The organism is Roseospira goensis, from assembly GCF_014197795.1.
GTDB classification, from domain to species: Bacteria; Pseudomonadota; Alphaproteobacteria; order Rhodospirillales; family Rhodospirillaceae; genus Rhodospira; species Rhodospira goensis.
Window position 1 is genome coordinate 104,071 of sequence record NZ_JACIGI010000012.1, and the last position, 20,080, is coordinate 124,150.

Sequence of the window (20,080 nt, forward strand, 5' to 3'; positions counted from 1 at the left end):
GGGTCGGACGGATCGCGTGACCCCACGCTCAAGAGAGGAGTCGCAACCGGCCGTGGGCGCCCGCCGCAAGGGCCGGCGGGCGGGATCGGCCCGGCGGCCGCGAGGGGACGGGTGGGCCGGGACCGATCCGAGGGCGTTCGGTCGTCAGGTGAACGCGATGGAGATCACTTCGTAGAACTTGCTGCCGCCGGGGGCCTTGACCTCGACGGTATCGCCCACGCCCTTGCCGATCAGCGCGCGGGCGATCGGCGAGCTGATGGACACCCGTCCGGCCTTCAGGTCGGCCTCGTGCACGCCGACGATCTGATAGGTCATCTCCTCGTCGGTGTCCTCGTCGGCCAGGGTCACGGTGGCGCCGAAGCGCACGGTGTCGCCCGAGAGCTTGGAGACGTCGATGACGTCGGCGCGGCTGATGATGTCCTCCAGCTCCTTGATGCGCCCCTCGATGAAGCTCTGACGCTCGCGCGCGGCGTGGTACTCGGCATTCTCCGAGAGATCCCCGTGTTCGCGCGCCTCCGAAATGGCACGGATCACCGCAGGCCGGTCGTTGCTCTTCAGAGTCTTCAACTCCTCCTCCAGGCTCTTGAGCCCTTCGGCGGTCATCGGGACTTTCTCCATGGTCGGGAACCCTCGGCTTGGCGCCCCGCTGCACCCGGAAAAATGTGGTGAACGGGGCCATGCAACACAAAGCATCCCCCGGCGGTCCGGCCGCAAAGCCGACCGCCCGGAGGATGGCCTACGGGGATGATCAACGCACAAAATAGGATTGCAGAGGCTTCACATCAAGCGTTTCCCGTTTCAGCGCGGCAATGGCCTTGACCGCCGCCCGGGCCCCCTGAAGCGTCGTATAGTGCGGAATCGTGCGCATCAGGGCGGTGCGCCGGATGTCGAAGCTGTCCTTCAGGGACTGCGCGCCGGCGGTGGTGTTGATGACCATCCGGATCTGGCCCGAGATCATGGCGTCGACGCAATGCGGCCGGCCCTCGCGCACCTTGTTGATGACCTCGACCGGAATGCCCAGGCGCTCCAGGTGGTCCGCCGTGCCGCGCGTCGCCAGGATGCGGAAGCCCAGGTCGGCGAGGGTGCGCGCCTCTTCCTCGAACGCCACCTTGTCGTCGTCGCGCACCGAGACGAACACCGTGCCGTCCATCGGCAGCGCCGAGCCGGCGCCGATCTGCGCCTTGGCGAAGGCCCGGTCCAGCGTGGTGTCCAGGCCCATGACCTCGCCGGTGGACTTCATCTCCGGCCCCAGCACGATGTCGACGCCGGGGAAGCGCGCGAACGGGAATACCGCCTCCTTGACCGCGACATGCGCCAGGGGGCGCTCGCTCAGGCCGAAGGAGGCCAGCGGCTCGCCGGCCATGACGCGGGCGGCGACCTTGGCGACCGGCACGCCGGTGGCCTTGGCGACGAACGGGACCGTGCGGCTGGCGCGCGGGTTGACCTCCAGCAGATAGACCGTGTCGTCCTTGAGCGCGAACTGGATGTTCATGAGGCCGACGACACCGAGCCGCTTGGCCAGCGCCCGGGTCTGGTCCTTCATGGCCTCCATCAGGCCGTCGTCGATGGAGAACGGCGGCAGCGCGCAGGCGGAATCGCCCGAGTGCACACCCGCCTCCTCGATGTGCTGCATGATGCCGGCGATGTAGACGCTCTCGCCGTCACAGACCGCGTCCACATCCACCTCGATGGCGCCTTCAAGGTAGGCGTCGATAAGCACCGGGCTGGTGCCGCTGACCAGCACCGCGCTCTTCATATAGCCTTCCAGACCGTCCTCCGAGTAGACGATCTGCATGGCGCGTCCGCCCAGCACATAGGACGGCCGGATCACCACCGGGTAGCCGATGCGGGCGGCGATCGCGCGGGCCTCCTCCAGCGAGGTCGCGGTGCCGTTGTTCGGCTGTTTCAGGCCCAGGTCCGTCAGCATGGTCTGGAACCGCTTGCGGTCCTCGGCCAGGTCGATCGAGTCGGGTGTCGTGCCCAGGATGGGGATGCCGGCCGCCTCCAGCGCCCGCGCCAGCTTGAGCGGGGTCTGGCCGCCGAACTGGACGATCACGCCCAGGACCGAACCGCGCTGCTGCTCGCGGCGCACCGCCTCGATCACGTCTTCGGCGGTCAGCGGCTCGAAGTACAGCCGGTCCGAGGTGTCGTAGTCGGTGGAGACGGTCTCCGGGTTGCAGTTGATCATGATGGTCTCGTAGCCGGCCTCCGACAGCGCGTAGGCGGCGTGGACACAGCAGTAGTCGAACTCGATGCCCTGACCGATGCGGTTCGGTCCGCCGCCCAGGATGACCACCTTGGTCTTGTCGGTGGGGTCGGCCTCGCACTCGGCTGCCTCGAGCCCGTTGCCCTCGTAGCAGGCGTACATATAAGGCGTGCGCGACGGGAACTCGGCGGCGCAGGTGTCGATGCGCTTGTAGACCGGATGCACGTTCAGGACCTGGCGACGGAACGCGACCTCGGTCGGCGTCTTGCCGGTCAGGGTGACGAGGCGCTCGTCGGAAAAGCCCATCTTCTTGACCGCCAGCATGGCGGAGGCACTGGTTGGCAGCCCGTCGCGGCGCAGCCGCTCTTCCGCGTCCACGATCTCCTTGATGCGCTCCAGGAACCAGGGATCATAGCTGCACGCGGCCTGGATCTCCTCCAGGGTGAGGCCGTGGCGGAAGGCCTGGGCGATGGTCAGGATGCGTTCCGGCCGTGCCACGGTCAGGGCGGCGCGGATGGCATCCTTGCTCTCTGGTCCCTCGGCGCCGGGAATGGCGATCTCGTCCAGGCCGGTCAGCCCGGTTTCCAGCGAGCGCAGGCCCTTCTGCAGGCTCTCGGCGAAGGTCCGGCCGATGGCCATGGCCTCGCCCACCGACTTCATCGACGACGACAGGATCGGGTCGGTGTCGGGGAACTTCTCGAAGGTGAAGCGCGGCAGCTTGGTGACGACATAGTCGATGGTGGGTTCGAACGACGCCGGCGTCACCCCGGTGATGTCGTTGGACAGTTCATCCAGCGTGTAGCCCACGGCCAGCTTGGCCGCCACCTTGGCGATCGGGAAGCCCGTCGCCTTGGAGGCCAGCGCCGACGAGCGCGAGACGCGCGGGTTCATCTCGATCACCACGAGGCGGCCGGTGCTCGGGTTGACGGCGAACTGGACGTTGGAGCCCCCGGTCTCCACCCCGATCTCACGCAGGCACGCGATCGAGGCGTCGCGCATGATCTGGTATTCCTTGTCCGTCAGCGTCAGGGCAGGGGCGACGGTGATGGAATCCCCGGTGTGGACGCCCATCGGGTCCACGTTCTCGATCGAGCAGACGATGATGCAGTTGTCGGCGCGGTCGCGCACGACCTCCATCTCGAATTCCTTCCAGCCGAGAACCGACTCCTCGACCAGAACGGAATGCACCGGCGACGCCGCCAGGCCGGCGGCGACGATGCGGTCGTATTCCTCGCGGTTGTAGGCGATGCCGCCGCCGTGGCCGCCCAGGGTGAACGACGGCCGGACGATGACCGGCAGGCCGATCTCTTCGGCGGCGCGCGCGGCCTCGTGCATGTCGTGGACGAGCTGGCTGCGCGGGCTCTCCAGGCCGATGGCGTCCATGGCCTCGCGGAACTGGAGGCGGTCCTCGGCCTTGGCGATCACGTCGCGCCGCGCGCCGATCATCTCCACGCCGTAGCGCTCCAGAACCCCCTGGTCCGCCAGTTCGATGGCGGTGTTGAGGCCGGTCTGGCCGCCCATCGTGGGCAGCAGCGCGTCGGGGCGTTCCTTGGCGATGATGCGCGCGACGATATCGGCGGTGATGGGCTCGATGTAGGTGGCATCGGCCGCGTCCGGGTCGGTCATGATGGTGGCCGGGTTGGAGTTCACCAGAATGACCCGGTAGCCTTCGGAGCGCAGGGCCTTGCAGGCCTGGGCGCCGGAGTAGTCGAACTCGACGGCCTGTCCGATCACGATAGGACCGGCGCCGATCACCAGGATGGAGCGGATGTCGGTGCGTTTGGGCATGGTGCTCTTCTGATCGCGGGGGACGGCCACGACCCGTGTCGGCGCGGGGTCGGGAACCGAGGCGAGCGCGTCTTACCACACGTGTCCGGGTTTGGACATTCCCCTTGATGGCCCGGCGCGGCCCGGATAAGACCGGACCAAGGGGGCCTGGGCCTCGCCTTGTCATCCTCTCCCCACTCCCCCAAGCGGACCGAGCGACATGACACGCACGTTGTTTGGCACCGACGGTGTGCGCGGCACCGCCAACACGCCGCCCATGACCGCCGATCTGGCCTTGCGCCTTGGTATGGCGGCGGGTGCCTATTTCACCCACGGCGACCATCGCCACACCGTCGTGATCGGCAAGGACACGCGGCTGTCCGGCTATATGCTGGAACCCGCGCTGACCGCCGGCTTCACCGCGGTGGGCATGGATGTGGTGCTGCTCGGGCCGCTGCCGACGCCGGCGGTGGCGATGCTGACGCGCTCGCTGCGGGCCGATTTGGGGGTCATGATCTCGGCCTCGCACAATCCGTTCGAGGACAACGGCATCAAGCTGTTCGGGCCGGACGGCTTCAAGCTGTCCGATGCGACCGAAGCGGAGGTCGAGCACCTGCTCGGCAACGGGCTGGATACGCGCCGGGTGGGGCCGCGCGACCTGGGCCGGGCGCGTCGCCTGGACGACGCCGGCGGGCGCTACATCGAGGCCGTCAAGGGCACGTTCCCGCGCGGCCTGCGCCTGGACGGCCTGCGCATCGTGCTCGATTGCGCCCATGGGGCCGCCTACAAAGTGGCTCCCCGGGTGCTGTGGGAACTGGGGGCCGAGGTCATCCCGCTGGGCATCGAGCCGGACGGCTTCAACATCAACGCGGGCTGTGGTTCGCTGGCCACCGAGGCCATGCGGGCGGCGGTCATCAGCCACCGGGCTGACCTGGGTATTGCACTGGACGGCGATGCCGACCGCGTGGTGCTGGCCAACGACCAGGGCGCCCTGGTCGACGGCGATCAGGTGCTCGGCGTGGTCGCCCGGGCGTGGCGCGACCAGGATCGGCTTGCCGGCGGCGGCATCGTCGCAACGGTGATGTCCAACCTCGGCCTGGAACACTACATCCAGGGGCTTGGGCTGACGCTGACGCGCACGCCGGTGGGCGATCGCTATGTGGTCGAGCGCATGCGCGCGGACGGCTGCAACCTGGGCGGCGAGCAGTCCGGCCATATCGTCATGTCGGATCTGGGCACCACGGGAGACGGCCTGGCGGCGGCCCTCCAGGTGCTGGCGGCGCTGGTGCACGCCGGCCGGCCGGCCAGCGAGGTGCTGCGCGTGTTCGACCCGCTGCCGCAGGTGCTGCGCAACGTGCGCATGGCGGCGGGAACGGATCCGGCCGCCGTGCTGGAGCAGGCCGCGGTCAAGGCCGCCATCGACGCCGGCGAGGCGCGCTTCAACGGACACGGCCGCGTTCTGATCCGCAAGTCCGGCACCGAACCGGTGATCCGGGTCATGGCCGAGGGTGAGGACGACGGTCTGGTTGGCGACGTGGTCGCCGCGATTGTGCAGGCGATCGAGGGTGCCGCCGCGCCTGCCTGAGATCCGCCGGACCGGGACCACCGGCGGGCGGGGCCGCCCGCTTGGTTCCCTTTTTTCCGGGCCGGGGGTTGCATCGCGGCGGCCAAGCCTTCACGTTGACGGCAACAGTTTCGGGGCGGGCCGCCGGGTCCAGGCGCGGTCCGCCCCGCCCTGTTTTCGCCGCCTGCCGATGCAAGCTGGTACATGCAACCTGGAAAGGAGGGTCCCGTGGCGACCGTCACCCTGACCAAGGACAACCTGGAAGACGTCATCAAGCCCGACAACATGGTCGTGGTCGACTTCTGGGCGGACTGGTGCGAGCCCTGCAAGACCTTCGGACCCACTTTCGAGAAGGTCAGCGAGCAGCACCCGGATGTCACCTTCGCTAAGGTGGACGTCGAGGCCGAAATGGAGTTGGCGCAGAGCTTCGGTGTGCGCTCCATTCCGACGGTTGCGATCCTGCGCGACCGCGTGGTGCTGTTCAACCAGGCCGGCGCCCTGCCGGAGAGCGACCTGGAAAGCGTCGTCACCCAGGGCAAGGGCGTGGACATGGCCGAGGTCCACGCGGAGATCGCGCGCCAGCAGCAGGCCGGCGGTGACGGCAGCGCGGCCTGACCGCGCCCGCACGGGGTGACGTAAGGAAGACCGCCGGCCGGATCGCGGCGCCGAACCGGCCGGCGCGTCGTATCTGTGACATAGATCCGTCTGTGACAGAGTCCCTGTCGGCGACCGTGATCCCAGGGGCGGTCTGTCGGAGCCATGCGGACACGCCGCAGGGATGCCGACGCAGGAAAGTCGACGAGACAGCGCTGTCCAGTAGCTAAGGTGGGGGAGGTGAGCGGTCCATGACCGGGCGTGTTCTGATCGTCGCTGGATCCGATTCCGGCGGCGGGGCGGGGATTCAGGCCGACATCAAGACCGTCACCGCGCTCGGCGGCTATGCCGCCACCGCCATCACCGCTCTGACCGCCCAGAACACGCATGGCGTGTTCGGCGTGCACCCGGTGCCCGTCGACTTCGTGATCCAACAGATCACGCTGGTGCTGGCGGATATCGGCGCCGATGCGCTGAAGACCGGCATGATGGGCTCGGGCGAGCTGATCGCGGCGGTGGCCGACACGTTGAGCCGCCACGGCGGCGGTGTGCCCCTGGTCGTCGACCCGGTGATGGTCGCCAAGGGCGGACACCCCCTCCTGGAATCGGCGGCCGAAAGCGCCCTGCGCGAGGCGCTGGTGCCGTTGGCCCACATCCTGACTCCGAACATCCCCGAGGCCGAGGTTCTGTCCGGACGGTCCATCGGCTCGGTGGCCGACATGGAGAGCGTCGCCGGCGACCTGCTGGCGCGCGGCCCGCGCGCTGTCCTCATGAAGGGCGGCCACCTGCCGGGCGAGACCGTCACCGACCTGCTGGTGACGCCCGACGGCGTGACCTGGTTCGACAGCCCGCGCATCGACACCACCGCCACCCACGGCACCGGGTGCACCCTGGCCTCCGCGATTGCCTGCGGCCTGGCCCAGGGCCGGCCGTTGTCGGAGGCCGTCGCGCGCGCCCGGGCCTACGTGCGCCGCGCCATGGCGACCGCCCCGGGCCTGGGCCACGGCCACGGTCCGATGAACCACGGCCACACCGTCGCCCCGTTCGAGGTCTGAGGTCCACCCTCACCGCCTTGCAGGCCCGCGCGGCTGCGTATACCGTGCCGGCCGGTCGCCGCCGCGACCCCCTGTCCCTCGACCTCCCATCCGGAAGGCCTGCCCCCATGTCGATCCTCGCCGCGCGTCTGTCCGCCATCAAGCCGTCGCCGACCATCGCCGTCACCACCAAGGCCAACGAGCTGCGCGCCGCCGGTCAGGACGTGATCGGCCTGGGCGCCGGCGAACCCGACTTCGACACCCCGGACAGCATCAAGGCCGCCGCCAAGGCCGCCATGGACCGGGGCGACACCAAGTACACGCCGGTGGCCGGCACCATGGCGCTGCGCAAGGCGATCGTGGAGAAGTTCCAGCGCGACAACGGCCTGACCTATACGCCGGAGCAGATCACCGTCGGCTGCGGCGGCAAGCAGGTGCTGTACAACGCCATCATGGCGACCGTCGAGCCGGGCGACGAGGTCATCATCCCGGCGCCGTACTGGGTCAGCTATCCGGACATCGTGCTGCTGGCCGGCGGCACGCCGGTGATCGTCGCCTGCCCGGAAGAGACCGGGTTCAAGATGCGCGCCGCCGACCTGGCGGCGGCGATCACGCCCAAGACCAAGTGGGTGATCCTGAACTCGCCCAACAACCCGACCGGCGCGGCCTACACCGCGGACGAGTTGAAGGCGCTGACCGATGTGCTGATGCAGCATCCGCACGTCTGGGTCATGACCGACGATATGTACGAACACCTAGTCTACGACGATTTCGTGTTCGCCACCCCGGCCCAGGTGGAGCCCGGCCTGATGGACCGGACGCTGACCTGCAACGGGGTCTCCAAAGCCTATTCGATGACCGGGTGGCGCGTCGGCTACGCCGGCGGTCCGGTCGAGCTGATCAAGGCGATGAACAAGATCCAGTCGCAGAGCAGCACCCACACCGCCTCGATCAGTCAGGCGGCGGCGCTGGAGGCGCTGACCGGACCGCAGGACTTCATCGCCGAGCGCAACGCCGTGTTCAAGCAGCGCCGCGACCGGGTCGTGGGGCTGCTGAACGACTGCCCGGGCCTGAGCTGCCGCACGCCGGAGGGGGCGTTCTACGTCTACCCCTCGTGTGCGGGCGTGATCGGCAAGACCGCGCCGGACGGCCGCAAGATCGAGAGCGACGGCGATTTCGTCACCGCCCTGCTGGAGCTGCAGAACGTGGCGGCGGTGCAGGGCGAGGCGTTCGGCCTATCGCCGTACTTCCGCATTTCCTACGCCACCTCGACCGAGAACCTGGAGAAGGCTTGCGCCCGCATCAAGGCGCTGTGCGAGAGCCTGACGTAAGGCGACGTCACGACTTTGGCCCCACGCCGGAGAGTGGGGCCTTGTGTCCAGACTTGTGTCCAGATCTGGGCCCCACGCACCGGCGTGGGGCCTTGGATTCAGATCTTGGCCCCACGCTCCGGCGTGGGGCCGCGCCTGTTTCGGGTCATCGCGCCGGCGGCAGCCAGCGGCAGAGCGTCAGCAGGCCGTCGGTCCACCACGCCTCCAGAAGGTCCCGGTCCAGGTCCCAGCGGTCCTTGACCACGACCCAGGCGCCCACGTAGGCACACCAGCGCGTGGGATCGCCCGGCAACCAGGCCAGCGGGTCGCCGTCGGCCTTGGACCGGTTCTGCCCGGCGGCCGTCGCCACCAGGGTCAGGGGCGAGGACAGGTCGTTGGCGTAGGCGGCGCGTCGGCCCGCGCCCCAGGTATCGGCGCCAGAGCGGTGCGCCTCGGCCAGCGGCACCAGGTGGTCGATATCCAGATCCGACGGGTCGGTGAACACCTGGCCGGAATAGGGGTCGATCCAGCGGCCGGCGACCACCCGGCAGCCGTCGGGCGACAGCCGCACCCGCGCCACGCTGTCGCGGATCAGGACCTCCTGGCGGGTGTCCTGGCAGTCGCCGTCGGCGTCGGTCCAGTGGGTGTACAGGGCCCGCTGATAGGGCTGGGCCACCGGGTAGAAGATCTCGGCCTGGCGCAGCCCCCAGACCCCGGACAGGCTGGCGGCCACGACCAGCAGCGTTCGCAGGCGACGGTTCCATTTCAGGACCCGCAGGCGCGGCAACCGGACGCCGGGGAGGAAGGCTCGGGCCATCGGAACTCAAGCGTGGATGGGGCCGCCGCACGGCGGCCCCGCGACGGTACGGTCGGCGATCACTTCGGCACCTGGCCCTGCACACCCTCGACGAACCAGTCCATGGACAGAAGCTGCTCGTCGCTGGGCGCCTCGCCCTCCGGGATCATGACCTCGCCGGCCTGGTTCTTCAGCGGGCCGGCCAGGGGGTGCAGCTCGCCCGCCTCGATCGCCGTGCGGGCGGCCTCGGCGGCCTCGATCACGTCGGCCGGGAGCGCGTCGTTGTAGTCGGAGATCGCGACCATGCCGCTGGCCAGGCCGCCCCAGGTATCGGTGCTCTCCCAGGTGCCCTCCATCACGGCGCGGGTGCGCGCGACGTAGTAGCCGCTCCAGTCGTCGACGATGGCGGTCAGGTGGGCGTCGGGGCCGAACTGGCGCATGTCGGTGGCCTGGCCGAAGGCGTAGATGCCTTTCTCGGCCGCCACCTGCACCGGCGCCGGACTGTCGGTGTGCTGGGTCAGGATGTCGGCGCCCTGGGCCACCAGGGTCTCGGCGGCCTCGCGTTCCTTGCCCGGGTCGTACCAGGAGTTGACCCAGATGACCTTGACGGTGGCGTCCGGGTTCACGGAGCGCAGGCCCTGCGTGAAGGCGTTGATGCCGCGCACCACCTCGGGGATCGGCACCGCGCCGACGTAGCCGATGGTGTCGGTCTCGGTCATCAGGCCGGCGATCACGCCGATGACGTAGCGGCCCTCGTAGAACCGGGCCGCGTAGGTCGAGACGTTGTCGGCGCGCTTGTACCCGGTGGCATGCTCGAACACGACGTCGGGGTAGCGCCGCGCCACCTTCAGGGTCGCGTTCATGAAGCCGAACGAGGTGGCGAAGATCAGGTCGTGGCCGCCGGCGGCGAGCTGGGTCAACACGCGCTCGGCGTCGGCGCCCTCGGGCACGCTCTCGACGTAGGTGGTCTCGACCCGGTCGCCGAACTCGGCCTCGATCGCCTGGCGGCCCTGGTCGTGCTGGTAGGACCAGCCGAAGTCGCCGACCGGGCCGACGTAGATGAATCCGACCTTGAGCGGATCGTCGGCGGCCAGCGCCGGGGCGCCCAGGGCGGCGAGGCCGACGCCGGCGGCGACGGCGGCACCGAGGGCACGCCGGCTCAGCCCGGCGGCGGTGGAGCGATGGGTCTGCGGCATGGGGCTCTCCCTGTCGTGGTGGCGGGGTCTCGGGGGTGCGGGCTTGATCGCGGCGGCTGTGCGGCCCGGTTATAGCGTCCCCGGGCGCGGGGGGCCAGATACCGAAACCCGGATCGGCGCAGCCCCTTGACGCCGCGCGCAGGTCGGGTAGGACGACACCATGCCCTTCCGCTTCGTGCATACGGCCGATATTCACCTGGACTCGCCGCTGCGCTCGCTGGCGCTGCGCGATCCGGATCTGGCCGAGATGATTGGCACCGCCACCCGCACCGCCTTCGCCCGGACCGTGGACCTGTGCCTCGAGGAGCGGGTGGACGCGCTCTTCATCGTCGGGGATCTCTACGACGGCGCCCAGACCTCGATGAAGACGGCGGCCTTCCTGGCCGGCCAGCTCGCCCGCCTGGACGAGGCCGGCATCCGCAGCTTCATCGTGCGCGGCAACCATGACGCCGAGTCGCGGATCACGCGGGAGTTGGTGCTGCCCGACGGCGTGACCGTGTTCCGCGGCAGCGCCGAGGCCCACAGGCTCCCCGGGGCCGCCGACGGTCGCGACGTCGCGGTGCACGGCATCAGCTTCGCCCGCCCCCAGGCGCCGGACAGCCTGCTGCCGAAGTTCCGGCCGGCGGTGGCGGACGCGCTCAACATCGGCCTGCTGCACACCAGCCTGGGCGGCGCCGCCGGGCACGACACCTATGCGCCCTGTGCGGTGGCCGACCTGGTGGCGACGGGGTTCGACTACTGGGGCCTGGGCCACGTGCACACACGCACAGTGCACCACCCGGCCCGTCCCGCCGTGGTCATGCCGGGCCAGCCCCAGGGCCGCGACATCAACGAGGCCGGTCTCAAGACCGTGACCCTGGCCACGCTGGCCGGCGACGGCACGGTGACCCTGGAGGCGCGCCGGGTCAGCGTGGCCGAGTTCGCCCGCGTGCCGGTGGCGGCGGACGGCCGCGACGACTGGGCCGACGTGGTGGCGACGCTGGCCGACGCGCTGGCGGCGGCGCGGGCGGCGGCCGCGTCCGACCATCTGGTGGTCCGGCTGGCGATCGCGGGTGCGACCCCGCTGGCCTGGCGCCTGCGGGTGGACACGGACCTGCTGCTGGCCGAGGCCCGGGCCTGCGCCGAGCGGGTGGGCCAGACCTGGGTGGAGACGGTGGAGTGTGCTGCCCACGCCCCGCGCGCCGCCGCGACCGGCGACGACACCGATCCGGTGGCCGAGCTGCGCGGGCTGATCGCCGATGAGGTCACGCCCTCCGACGGCTACCGGGCCGAGGCCGAGCGGCTCGCCGCAGAACTGCGGGGCCAGCTTCCGCGCGACATCCGGGCCGCGCTGGGGGCCGACGAGGCGGCCTTCGCGGCCCTGGTCGACCGGCTGATCGCGGAGGGGACGGAGGACGTGCTGGCCCGCCTGCACGCCGGCACCCGCGACGGCGGGGAGGGCGCCTGATGCGGCTGCGCCGGCTCGACCTGACCCGCTACGGGACGTTCACCGATCATGCGCTCGACTTCGGCCCGGCCGGCGACGGCCCCGACCTGCATGTCGTCTACGGCCCCAACGAGGCCGGCAAGTCCACCGCCCTGGCCGGATTCCTCGACCTGCTGTATGGCATCCACCACCAGAGCCCCTACGGCTTCCGGCACGACTACAAGGCCATGGAGGTCGGCGCGCTGCTGGAGTGGAACGGCCAGGAACGGGCGTTCACGCGGATCAAGGCGCGCCAGGGCAGCCTGCGCGACGGCCACGGCCAGCCGGTGGGCGAGACCGCGCTCGGGGTGGCCCTGGGGGGCATCGACCGCGACGCCTACCGGACCATGTTTTCGCTCGACGACGACACCCTGGAGCAGGGCGGCGAGGACATCCTGAACAGCCGGGGCGACCTGGGCCAGTTGCTGTTCGCGGCCAGCGCCGGCCTGTCCGGCCTCAGCCGCGTCCTCGACGATCTGGGGCAGGAGGCCGACCGGTTCCACCGCAAGCGCGCCCACAAGACCGATCTGGCCGAGGCCAGGCGCGCGCTGGAGGCCCTGGAGGCCGAGCGCAAGGCCCTCGACGTGCAGGCGTCGGAGTATGCCCGCCGGGTGCGGGAGCGCGACGAGGCCCGGGCCGGCTACGAGGCGGCGCTGGCCGACCTGACCGACGCCAAGACGCGCCAGAAGGCGGTGGAGCGCCTGGCCGCCGGCCTGGAGCGTCGGGCGGACCTGCGCCGGGTGCAGGCCGATCTTGCGGCGCTCGACGACCTGCCCGAGCCGCCGCCGGACTGGCACGACGTCATCGGTCCGCTGATGGAGGAGGGGGCCCGTCTGGCCACCCGTCGCGACGGGCTCGCCCATCGGATCGCGGCGCTGGAGGCGGAACTGGACGGCCTGGACGTCGACGCGGCGGCGCTGGCGATCGGCGACCGGCTGGATCGGCTGGGCGAGGACGCCGAGGCCGCGTACCGCACCGCCGTCCGCGATCTGCCCCGCCGCCGCGCCGAACGGCGCGACCAGGAGGCCCGCATTGCCGCCCTGCTGGACCGCCTGGAGCGCCCCCGGGAGTCCGACGCGCGGGACCTGCTGCTGCCGGCCTCGACCGTGGGCACCCTGCGGGACCTGATCGCCCGCCGCTCCGGGATCGTGGCGCAGGGCGAGTCGGCGCGGCGGGAGGCGGCGCGCGCGGCCGATCATCTGCGCGCGGCCGAGGCGGCGATGCAACGCGTCGTCGGCGGCTCGGTCGCGGCGGACGACGCGGCCGATCCGGACGTCGGCGGCGCGGCCGCCACCGCCTGGCAGGCCCTGGGGGCGACGGTGCGCACCCTGCGCGGGGACGACGCGGCGACCCGCGCGCGGCTGGCATCGGCGGAGCGGGACCGGCTGGCCGGCGATCTGGACGACGCCCTGGCCGCCCTGGCCCCATGGAGCGGCGACGCCGACGCTCTGGCGGCGCTGGCGGTGCCCGCCGCGGCCCGTGTCGCCGCCTGGCGCACCGCGTTGGCCGACGCCGACGCCGCCGTGGCGGCGCAGGCGCGGGAGGTGGCGCGCCTCACCACCGAGCGGGCGCGTCGGACGGCGGAGATCGAGGCCATCCGCACCGCGACCGGGGTTCCGGACGACGCGGCGGCGGCGGCCCGGCGGGCGGCGCGTGATGCGGCGTGGCGGACCCATCGGGCCGCGCTCGATGCCGCCACGGCCGATGCCTTCGCCGTCGCCCTCGACGCCGACGACAGCGTGACCGCCGCGCGCCTGACGCAGGCCACCACGGTGGCCCGGCTGCGCGAGGCTGCCCAGGCGCGCGCCGTCATCGAAGCGGACCTGGAGCAGGCGCGGGCGGCTCACGCGGCGGCCCAGGCCCAGGCCCGGGCGGTGCGGGACGAGATCGCGGCGGCGCTGCGGGCGCTCGGCCTGCCGGAGGACGGGGATCCGGACACGCTGGCGGACTGGCTGGCCCGGCGCACGGCGGCGCTCCAGGGACGCGCGGCGCTGCGGGCGAAGGCGCAGGACCTGACGGGGGCGCTGGACGATGACCGCCGGGCGCGCGCGCGGCTGGGGGCGGCGATGGCGGCGGCGGGCCTGCCGGTGCCGGCCGATGCGCCCCTGGCCGCGCTGCTCGAGACCGCCGAGGGGGCGTTGACCCGGCACCGTGAGACCGAGACCCGTCGCGAAGCGGCGCGCACGGCGCTGACGGCGGCGCGTCGGGAGGCCGCCGAGCGCAGCCGGGCGCGCGCTGAGGCCGAACAGGCCGAAGCGGCGTGGCGCGACGCCTGGGCGGCGGCCCTGGGCGGCTGCTGGCTGGGGGCGGACGGCGCCCCACCAGATCCGGCGGCGGTGGCCCAGGTGCTGACGGACCTGGAAGACCTGCGGGCGGCCCTGCGGGAGCGCGACGACCTCGATCACCGCATCCGCGCCATGGAGCGCGACCAGCACGCCTATGCGGCGGCGCTCGGCGCGCTCCTGGCCGAGATCGGCGCGACCGTGGATCCCGACCGGCCGCTGGAGGCCGCCGACGCGGCGCGGGCGCGGGTGCAGGCGGCCCGGACGGCCGCGGCGCACCGCGAGCGTCGCCGCACCGACCTGACCCAGGCGCGGGAGGAGCGGACCGCCGTGGCCGAGGCGCTGACGGCCCATGCGACGCGGGCCGGGGCGATGACGGCGCTGTTCGGGGTCGACACCCTGACCGAGGTGGCCCGGGGACTGCGCCGGGTATCGGCGCGCGATGCCCTGCGGGCGCGGGGTGCCGAGGCCGAAGCCGCCCTGATGAAGACGCTGCGGGCACCCGACCCAGCGGCGGCGGAGGCCGCGCTGGCGGACGCCGATGCGGCGGCGCTGGAGCGCGAGGCGGCGGACCTGACGGCCCGTCTGGCGGACCTGGAGCCCCGGGTGCGCGAGCTGTACGCGGCGGTCAAGGCCGCCGAGGACGCGGTGGCGGCGGTGCACGGCGACGATGCCGTGGCGCGTCTGGAGGCGCGGCGCCGCACCCTCCTGCTGGAGATCGAGGACCAGGCGCTGCGGCATCTGCGCCTGCGTCTGGGGATCGCGGCGGCGACCCAGGCGTTGACCCTGTACCGGGAGCGCCACCGCTCGGCCATGCTGGCACGCGCCGGTGCGGCCTTCCGCACCATCAGCCGCGATGCCTACGCCGGCCTGTCGACCCGGCCCGAGCGCGACGGCGCGGGTGAAGTGCTGATCGCCCTGGAGGCCGGCGGGGGCTCCAAGCTGGTCTCGGCGCTGTCCAAGGGCACACGGTTCCAGCTCTACCTGGCGCTCAGGGTGGCCGGCTACCACGAGATCGCGGCGCGGCGGCCGCCGGTGCCGTTCATCGCCGACGATATCATGGAGACCTTCGACGATTTCCGGGCCGAGGAGGCGTTCCGCCTGTTCGCCGGCATGGCCGCGGTGGGACAGGTGATCTACCTGACGCATCACCGCCACCTGTGCGACATCGCCCGCGCGGTCTGCCCCGGTGTGACGGTCCACACCCTGGACGGGCCGGGGGGCGTGGGGGCGTAGCCCTTGCCTGTGTTGGCCGCGTCCCCACATGGGCCGTAGCGGATCGACCGGTCCAGAACTCCCTATCCCCGCATCACCGCCCCTGGAGGCCCCCGATGATCGACTTGTACTTCTGGCCCACGCCGAACGGCCACAAGGTCACCATCCTGCTGGAAGAGCTGGGCGTGCCCTACACCGTGCATCCCGTCAACATCACCCAGGGCGATCAGTTCAAGCCGGACTTCCTGGCCATCGCGCCCAACAACCGCATGCCGGCCATCATCGACACCGAACCGGCGGACGGCGGCGCGCCGCTGAGCGTCTTCGAGTCCGGGGCCATCCTGACCTACCTGGCCGAGAAGCATGGCCGTTTCCTGCCCACCGACCTGCGCGGCCGGGTGCGCGTGAACGAGTGGCTGTTCTGGCAGATGGGCGGCCTCGGGCCGATGGCCGGGCAGGCGCACCACTTCCGCCAGTACGCGCCCGAACAGGTGCCCTATGCCATCGAGCGCTACACCAACGAGGTCAACCGCCTCTACGGGGTCATGAACACGCGCCTGGACCAGGTGCCGTACCTGGCCGGCGCGGACTACACCATCGCCGATATCGCCGCCTGGCCGTGGGTGGTGCCCTACGAACGCCAGGGCCAGGACCTGGAGGACTTCCCGCACCTGAAGCGCTGGTTCCATGACATCGCGGCGCGGCCGACGGTCGAGAAGGGCCGCCGGGTCGGCGAGGAGTGGAAAAAGGATCACAGCCCGACCAGCGACGCGGCCCGCAAGGTGCTGTTCGGCCAGCGCGCCTCGTGAGCCGTAGCAGCGCGTCACGGCCGAGGGTGCACGCCACCGCACGCGAAAAGGCCGGCGACACTGGCTGAGGGTGTCGCCGGCCTTTTTCGAGAGGAGCGGGGGCCATGGGGCTGAAGCATGACTCCCGGGATCGGAGAGGAGGAGGCTGGAGTCCGAGAGGATATGGTGTCTGGCTTCCGAGGCGGATCGGGTTCGGCCGTGGAGCTCCGTTCCCGATGAGTCCTGTATGCCACGCCGCCCCTGTCGGCGGCTTTGCCGGGGCATGACGTCTTTGTCATGCACCGGATGCGCATGGCGAGGGTGTCCATGGCGGGGGTGTCCATGGCGGGCGCGCCTGCCGGGGCGGGGCGTGGCCCAGAACGGCAACACCCGCCGGGCGGGGGGCACGGCGGGTGTCGCTGTCATCTCTGGAGCGGTCCGAGCGTGGCTGAGGCGCGCGGCTCGCGGGGGATGCTGGCGGGCCGTTCCGTGGCTGAGGCGGAGGACCCTGGAGGAGGGGGTGGCTGGATTTCGAACGCGAACGGTGCTCGAGATAGGATGCTCGGGGTGATGTGCTCTGCGTCTTGGCTCTGCCTCTTGGAGGATCGGAGGCGACCGTGGAGTGCCGCCTTCGATGATTCCAAGATGCCACAGACGAGCTAACGGGCGCTTAACGGCCCGATGAAGATTTCGTAAGTCATGTCAAGTGAAACTGACACCCGGCCGTCCGGTCCCGCGTGCCGGAGGGCGCCGCGCTCTCAACCCGCGTCGGCCTTCTTCTGGCCGATCTTGGTTTCCGTGCCGGCGCGCAGGCGGCGCACGTTGTCCCGGTGGCGCCACCACGCCAGCAGGCCCAGCAGGGCGAAGCCGGCGACGTGGACCGGCGCGGCCAGCGGCACGGCGTAGACCGGCGCCAGGGTGAGCGCGGTCAGCGCCGCCAGCGACGAGTAGCGGAACGCGGCCGCCATCGCCAGCCACGTCAGGCAGGCCAGGGCGCCCACGGGCCAGGCCGTCGCCAGGATTACGCCCAGCGTCGTGGCCACTCCCTTGCCGCCCTTGAACCGCAACCAGACGGGGTAGTTGTGGCCGATCACCGCGGCCACGCCGGCGACCACCGGCAGCGCGGGGTCCACGCCGTCCCAGCCCGCCAGCGCCCGCGCCCCCAGGGCGGCGATGGCGCCCTTGCCGGAGTCCAGCAGCAGGGTGGCGAGGGCCAGATCCTTGCGGCCGGTGCGCAGCACGTTGGTGGCGCCGATGTTACCCGAGCCGATGGTGCGGATATCACCCAGCCCCGCCAGCCGCGTCAGCACCAGCCCGAACGGGACCGCGCCGAGCAGGTAGCCTGCGACGGCGGTCAGTCCCAGGGCCGACAGGAACGCCATATCCACCATGGCTCAGAGCGTGCCTTCGGGGAACACGGTGCGGCCGTCGACGACGGTGCGGATGACCTTGCCCTGCACCAGGTGGCCGTCGAACGGCGAGTTCTTCGACTTCGACCGCATGGTGTCGGCGACCACCTTCCATGGCTTGTCCGGATCGAAGATCACCAGATCGGCCGGGGCACCGGTGCGCAGCCGGCCGGCGTCCAGTCCCAGCAGGTCCGCCGGGGCGCGGGTCAGGAGATCGAGCGCGTCCAGCAGCGTCATGTGGCCGGCGTGCGCCAGCTTGAGGGTGACCGCCAGCAGCGTCTCCAGGCCGATGCCGCCGAACTCCGCCAGGTTGAACGGCTGCCGCTTGGTGTCCTGGTCCTGCGGACAGTGGTCGGAGGCGACGGCGTCGATGGTGCCGTCGGCCAGACCGGCGACGATGGCCTGGCGGTCCGCCTCCGAGCGCAGCGGCGGCGACAGCTTGGCGAAGGTGCGGTAGTCGCCCACTTCCAACTCGTTGAGCGCGAAGTAGAACGGCGCCGTGTCGCAGGTGACGCGCAGGCCCTGGGCCTTGGCCTTGCGGATGATCTCGACACTCTCGGCCGTGCTGACGTGGGCGGCGTGATAGCGCGCGCCGGTCATGGCGACCAGACGCATGTCGCGCTCCAGCAGGATGATCTCGGCCTCGCGGGGCGTTCCGGAGAGGCCGAGGCGAGTCGCCATCTCGCCGGCGTTCATGACGCCGGTGGCGAGCGACGGCTCTTCCGGGTGCTGGATCACCAGCAGGTCGTGGCTGGCGGCGTAGGCCAGCAGGCGCCGCATCACCTGGGCATCGGCGATGGCCTGCACGCCGTCGGTGAACGCCAGCGCGCCGGCCTGACGCAACAGGCCGATCTCGGCCAGTTCGCGACCGTCCAGCCCCTTGGTCGCGGCGGCGTAGGTGAACACCTTGGCGAGCCCGATCAGGCGCGCGCGCCGGGCCACGAACTCCACCGCGGCCTCGTCGTCGATCACCGGGTGGGTGTTGGGCAGCCCCACCATCGACGTGACCCCGCCGGCCACCGCGGCGCGCCCGGCGCTCTTGAAGCTCTCCTTGTGCTCCTGACCCGGTTCGCGCAACTGGGTGCGCATGTCCACCAGGCCCGGGGCGAGGCAGGCCCCGCCGCAGTCGATCACCGTCGCGCCCACCGGCGGGCGGTCCAGGAACAGGCCGGGGGCGAAGTGCACGATGTGCTCGCCTTCGGTCAGCAGGCCGCCCGGGGCATCCAGGCCGCTGGCGGGATCCAGCAGGCGGGCGTTGACGTAGGCGACGCGGCCGGGGGTGTCGATCGCCATCACGCCCCTCCCGTGCCGGCGAACGGCTGGTTGCGGCGCGCGTTGTCGAGGTTGTTTGCCAGCAATCGCAGCACCGCCATGCGCACGGCCACGCCCATTTCGACCTGTTCGCGGATCACGCTGCGCTCGAAATCGTCGGCGACGTCGGAGTCGATCTCGACACCGCGGTTCATCGGCCCGGGGTGCATGATGAGGGCGTCCGGCCGGGCGCGCGCCAGCTTGTCGCGATCGAGGCCGTAGAACCGGAAGTACTCCCGCACCGAGGGGATGAAGTTGCCGCGCATGCGTTCGGTCTGGAGCCGCAGCATCATGACGATGTCGCAATCGCTCAGGCCCTCGCGCATGTTGGTGAACACCTCCACGCCCATGGCGGCGAAGGAGGCGGGCACCAGCGTGTTGGGGCCGATCAGGCGGACCTGGGCGCCCATGGTGGTCAGCAGGATGATGTTGGAGCGCGCCACGCGGCTGTGCAGCACGTCGCCGCAGATGGCGACGCGCAGGCCGTCCAGCCGGCCGCGGCGGCGGCGGATGGTGAGTGCGTCCAGCAGGGCCTGGGTGGGGTGCTCGTGGCTGCCGTCGCCGCCGTTGACGACGGCGCAGTTCACCTTCTCGGCCAGCAGCTTGACCGCCCCCGACTCGGGGTGACGCACCACCAGCACGTCGGGGTGCATGGCGTTCAGGGTCACCGCAGTGTCGATCAGCGTTTCGCCCTTGGCGACCGAGCTGGTCGAGACCTGCATGTTGATGACCTCGGCGCCCTGGCGCTTGGCGGCCAGCTCGAACGAGGTGCGGGTGCGGGTCGAGTTCTCGAAGAACAGGTTGATGACGGTGCGGCCGGCCATGCCGTCGCTGGCCTTGTCGAGGCCGCGGCAGCGGTCGACCTGACCGTCCGCCAGGTCCAAAAGATGCTGGATTTCCGGGGGATGCAACCCCTGGATCCCAAGGAGATGGCGGTGCGGAAAGGCGGCGTCCGTCATGGTGGGCGGACCATAGCCAAGGGGGGGCGGCCCGGCAAGAGGCGGTGACGGCACGCCGACAGCGCCGGGCGCCGGCGGCCGCGAGCGCGCAAGGGAATCGCATTTGAGAAATCGGGGTAGCGGTCGAGCTTGAAATGGATTCTGTAGGGGACTCCCTTGCATCAAGTGGGAGGCCCCATGTCCT

Annotated in this window: 14 protein-coding genes; 7 read left to right on the forward strand and 7 right to left on the reverse strand. The window is 71.3% G+C overall.

Going from position 1 to position 20,080, the window contains the following annotated elements; all coding sequences use genetic code 11:
• Positions 1-144 precede the first annotated feature (144 nt).
• Both greA and carB read right to left on the reverse strand, forming a co-directional pair.
• On the reverse strand, positions 145-618 hold the full coding sequence (greA, locus tag GGD88_RS09100; RefSeq protein WP_184434454.1) for a transcription elongation factor GreA: 474 nt from the start codon (positions 616-618) through the stop codon (positions 145-147).
• 130 nt (positions 619-748) lie between these two features.
• A complete protein-coding gene (carB, locus tag GGD88_RS09105) occupies positions 749-3,994 on the reverse strand; it encodes a carbamoyl-phosphate synthase large subunit (protein ID WP_184434457.1) in 3,246 nt (1,081 codons plus the stop codon).
• Positions 3,995-4,193: 199 nt separating this feature from the next.
• Between carB and glmM the strand changes: the two genes are divergently transcribed.
• The 4 genes from glmM (at position 4,194) to GGD88_RS09125 (ending at position 8,496) form a co-directional block, all read left to right on the forward strand.
• Positions 4,194-5,558 carry a phosphoglucosamine mutase gene (gene glmM / locus GGD88_RS09110; RefSeq protein ID WP_184434460.1) on the forward strand — a complete coding sequence of 455 codons (1,365 nt, stop codon included), beginning with the start codon at positions 4,194-4,196 and terminating at the stop codon, positions 5,556-5,558.
• Positions 5,559-5,765: 207 nt separating this feature from the next.
• Positions 5,766-6,152, forward strand: coding sequence for a thioredoxin (trxA, locus tag GGD88_RS09115; protein WP_184434463.1), 387 nt, complete (start codon positions 5,766-5,768; stop codon positions 6,150-6,152).
• A 230-nt stretch (positions 6,153-6,382) separates the two neighbouring features.
• Positions 6,383-7,186 carry a bifunctional hydroxymethylpyrimidine kinase/phosphomethylpyrimidine kinase gene (gene thiD, locus GGD88_RS09120; RefSeq protein WP_184434465.1) on the forward strand — a complete coding sequence of 268 codons (804 nt, stop codon included), beginning with the start codon at positions 6,383-6,385 and terminating at the stop codon, positions 7,184-7,186.
• Positions 7,187-7,293: 107 nt separating this feature from the next.
• Positions 7,294-8,496, forward strand: a complete 1,203-nt coding sequence (locus GGD88_RS09125) for a pyridoxal phosphate-dependent aminotransferase (protein WP_184434468.1) — start codon at positions 7,294-7,296, stop codon at positions 8,494-8,496.
• A gap of 145 nt (positions 8,497-8,641) precedes the next feature.
• On the opposite strand, the gene GGD88_RS09130 is transcribed toward GGD88_RS09125, so the two are convergent.
• Together GGD88_RS09130 and GGD88_RS09135 are read right to left on the reverse strand one after the other, a co-directional pair.
• A complete protein-coding gene (locus GGD88_RS09130; RefSeq protein ID WP_221237073.1) occupies positions 8,642-9,292 on the reverse strand; it encodes an HNH endonuclease family protein in 651 nt (216 codons plus the stop codon).
• A gap of 59 nt (positions 9,293-9,351) precedes the next feature.
• Positions 9,352-10,467, reverse strand: a complete 1,116-nt coding sequence (locus GGD88_RS09135) for a BMP family ABC transporter substrate-binding protein (RefSeq protein ID WP_184434471.1) — start codon at positions 10,465-10,467, stop codon at positions 9,352-9,354.
• Positions 10,468-10,627: 160 nt separating this feature from the next.
• On the opposite strand from GGD88_RS09135, the gene GGD88_RS09140 reads away from it, so the two are divergent.
• From GGD88_RS09140 to GGD88_RS09150, 3 genes are all read left to right on the forward strand, one after another.
• Complete coding sequence (locus GGD88_RS09140; protein ID WP_184434474.1) at positions 10,628-11,914, forward strand: metallophosphoesterase family protein; 1,287 nt, start codon at positions 10,628-10,630, stop codon at positions 11,912-11,914.
• Entirely contained in the window at positions 11,914-15,450 is a 3,537-nt protein-coding gene (locus tag GGD88_RS09145) for an ATP-binding protein (protein ID WP_184434476.1), read from the forward strand. Before GGD88_RS09140 ends, GGD88_RS09145 begins: the two co-directional genes overlap by 1 nt.
• A gap of 95 nt (positions 15,451-15,545) precedes the next feature.
• Positions 15,546-16,238, forward strand: coding sequence for a glutathione S-transferase N-terminal domain-containing protein (locus tag GGD88_RS09150; RefSeq protein WP_184434478.1), 693 nt, complete (start codon positions 15,546-15,548; stop codon positions 16,236-16,238).
• 737 nt (positions 16,239-16,975) lie between these two features.
• Here GGD88_RS09150 and plsY read toward each other — a convergent pair.
• Genes plsY through GGD88_RS09165 form a run of 3 tightly spaced genes read right to left on the reverse strand, consistent with a single transcriptional unit; the run spans position 16,976 to position 19,896 of the window.
• Positions 16,976-17,608, reverse strand: a complete 633-nt coding sequence (gene plsY, locus GGD88_RS09155; RefSeq protein WP_184434481.1) for a glycerol-3-phosphate 1-O-acyltransferase PlsY — start codon at positions 17,606-17,608, stop codon at positions 16,976-16,978.
• 3 nt (positions 17,609-17,611) lie between these two features.
• Positions 17,612-18,919 carry a dihydroorotase gene (pyrC, locus tag GGD88_RS09160; RefSeq protein WP_184434484.1) on the reverse strand — a complete coding sequence of 436 codons (1,308 nt, stop codon included), beginning with the start codon at positions 18,917-18,919 and terminating at the stop codon, positions 17,612-17,614.
• Positions 18,919-19,896: an aspartate carbamoyltransferase catalytic subunit gene (locus GGD88_RS09165; protein ID WP_184434487.1), complete on the reverse strand. Its 978-nt coding sequence runs from the start codon at positions 19,894-19,896 to the stop codon at positions 18,919-18,921. Before GGD88_RS09165 ends, pyrC begins: the two co-directional genes overlap by 1 nt.
• Positions 19,897-20,080: the final 184 nt, after the last annotated feature.

Excerpts from the sequence above, each read along its gene's own strand:
- pyrC (WP_184434484.1), bottom strand. The coding sequence starts at position 18,919 with ATGGCGATCGACACCCCCGGCCGCGTCGCCTACGTCAACGCCCGCCTG.
- GGD88_RS09130 (WP_221237073.1), bottom strand. The coding sequence starts at position 9,292 with ATGGCCCGAGCCTTCCTCCCCGGCGTCCGGTTGCCGCGCCTGCGGGTC.
- GGD88_RS09125 (WP_184434468.1), top strand. The coding sequence starts at position 7,294 with ATGTCGATCCTCGCCGCGCGTCTGTCCGCCATCAAGCCGTCGCCGACC.
- greA (WP_184434454.1), bottom strand. The coding sequence starts at position 618 with ATGGAGAAAGTCCCGATGACCGCCGAAGGGCTCAAGAGCCTGGAGGAG.
- GGD88_RS09135 (WP_184434471.1), bottom strand. The coding sequence starts at position 10,467 with ATGCCGCAGACCCATCGCTCCACCGCCGCCGGGCTGAGCCGGCGTGCC.
- GGD88_RS09150 (WP_184434478.1), top strand. The coding sequence starts at position 15,546 with ATGATCGACTTGTACTTCTGGCCCACGCCGAACGGCCACAAGGTCACC.
- plsY (WP_184434481.1), bottom strand. The coding sequence starts at position 17,608 with ATGGTGGATATGGCGTTCCTGTCGGCCCTGGGACTGACCGCCGTCGCA.
- GGD88_RS09140 (WP_184434474.1), top strand. The coding sequence starts at position 10,628 with ATGCCCTTCCGCTTCGTGCATACGGCCGATATTCACCTGGACTCGCCG.
- GGD88_RS09165 (WP_184434487.1), bottom strand. The coding sequence starts at position 19,896 with ATGACGGACGCCGCCTTTCCGCACCGCCATCTCCTTGGGATCCAGGGG.
- carB (WP_184434457.1), bottom strand. The coding sequence starts at position 3,994 with ATGCCCAAACGCACCGACATCCGCTCCATCCTGGTGATCGGCGCCGGT.
- GGD88_RS09145 (WP_184434476.1), top strand. The coding sequence starts at position 11,914 with ATGCGGCTGCGCCGGCTCGACCTGACCCGCTACGGGACGTTCACCGAT.
- glmM (WP_184434460.1), top strand. The coding sequence starts at position 4,194 with ATGACACGCACGTTGTTTGGCACCGACGGTGTGCGCGGCACCGCCAAC.
- thiD (WP_184434465.1), top strand. The coding sequence starts at position 6,383 with ATGACCGGGCGTGTTCTGATCGTCGCTGGATCCGATTCCGGCGGCGGG.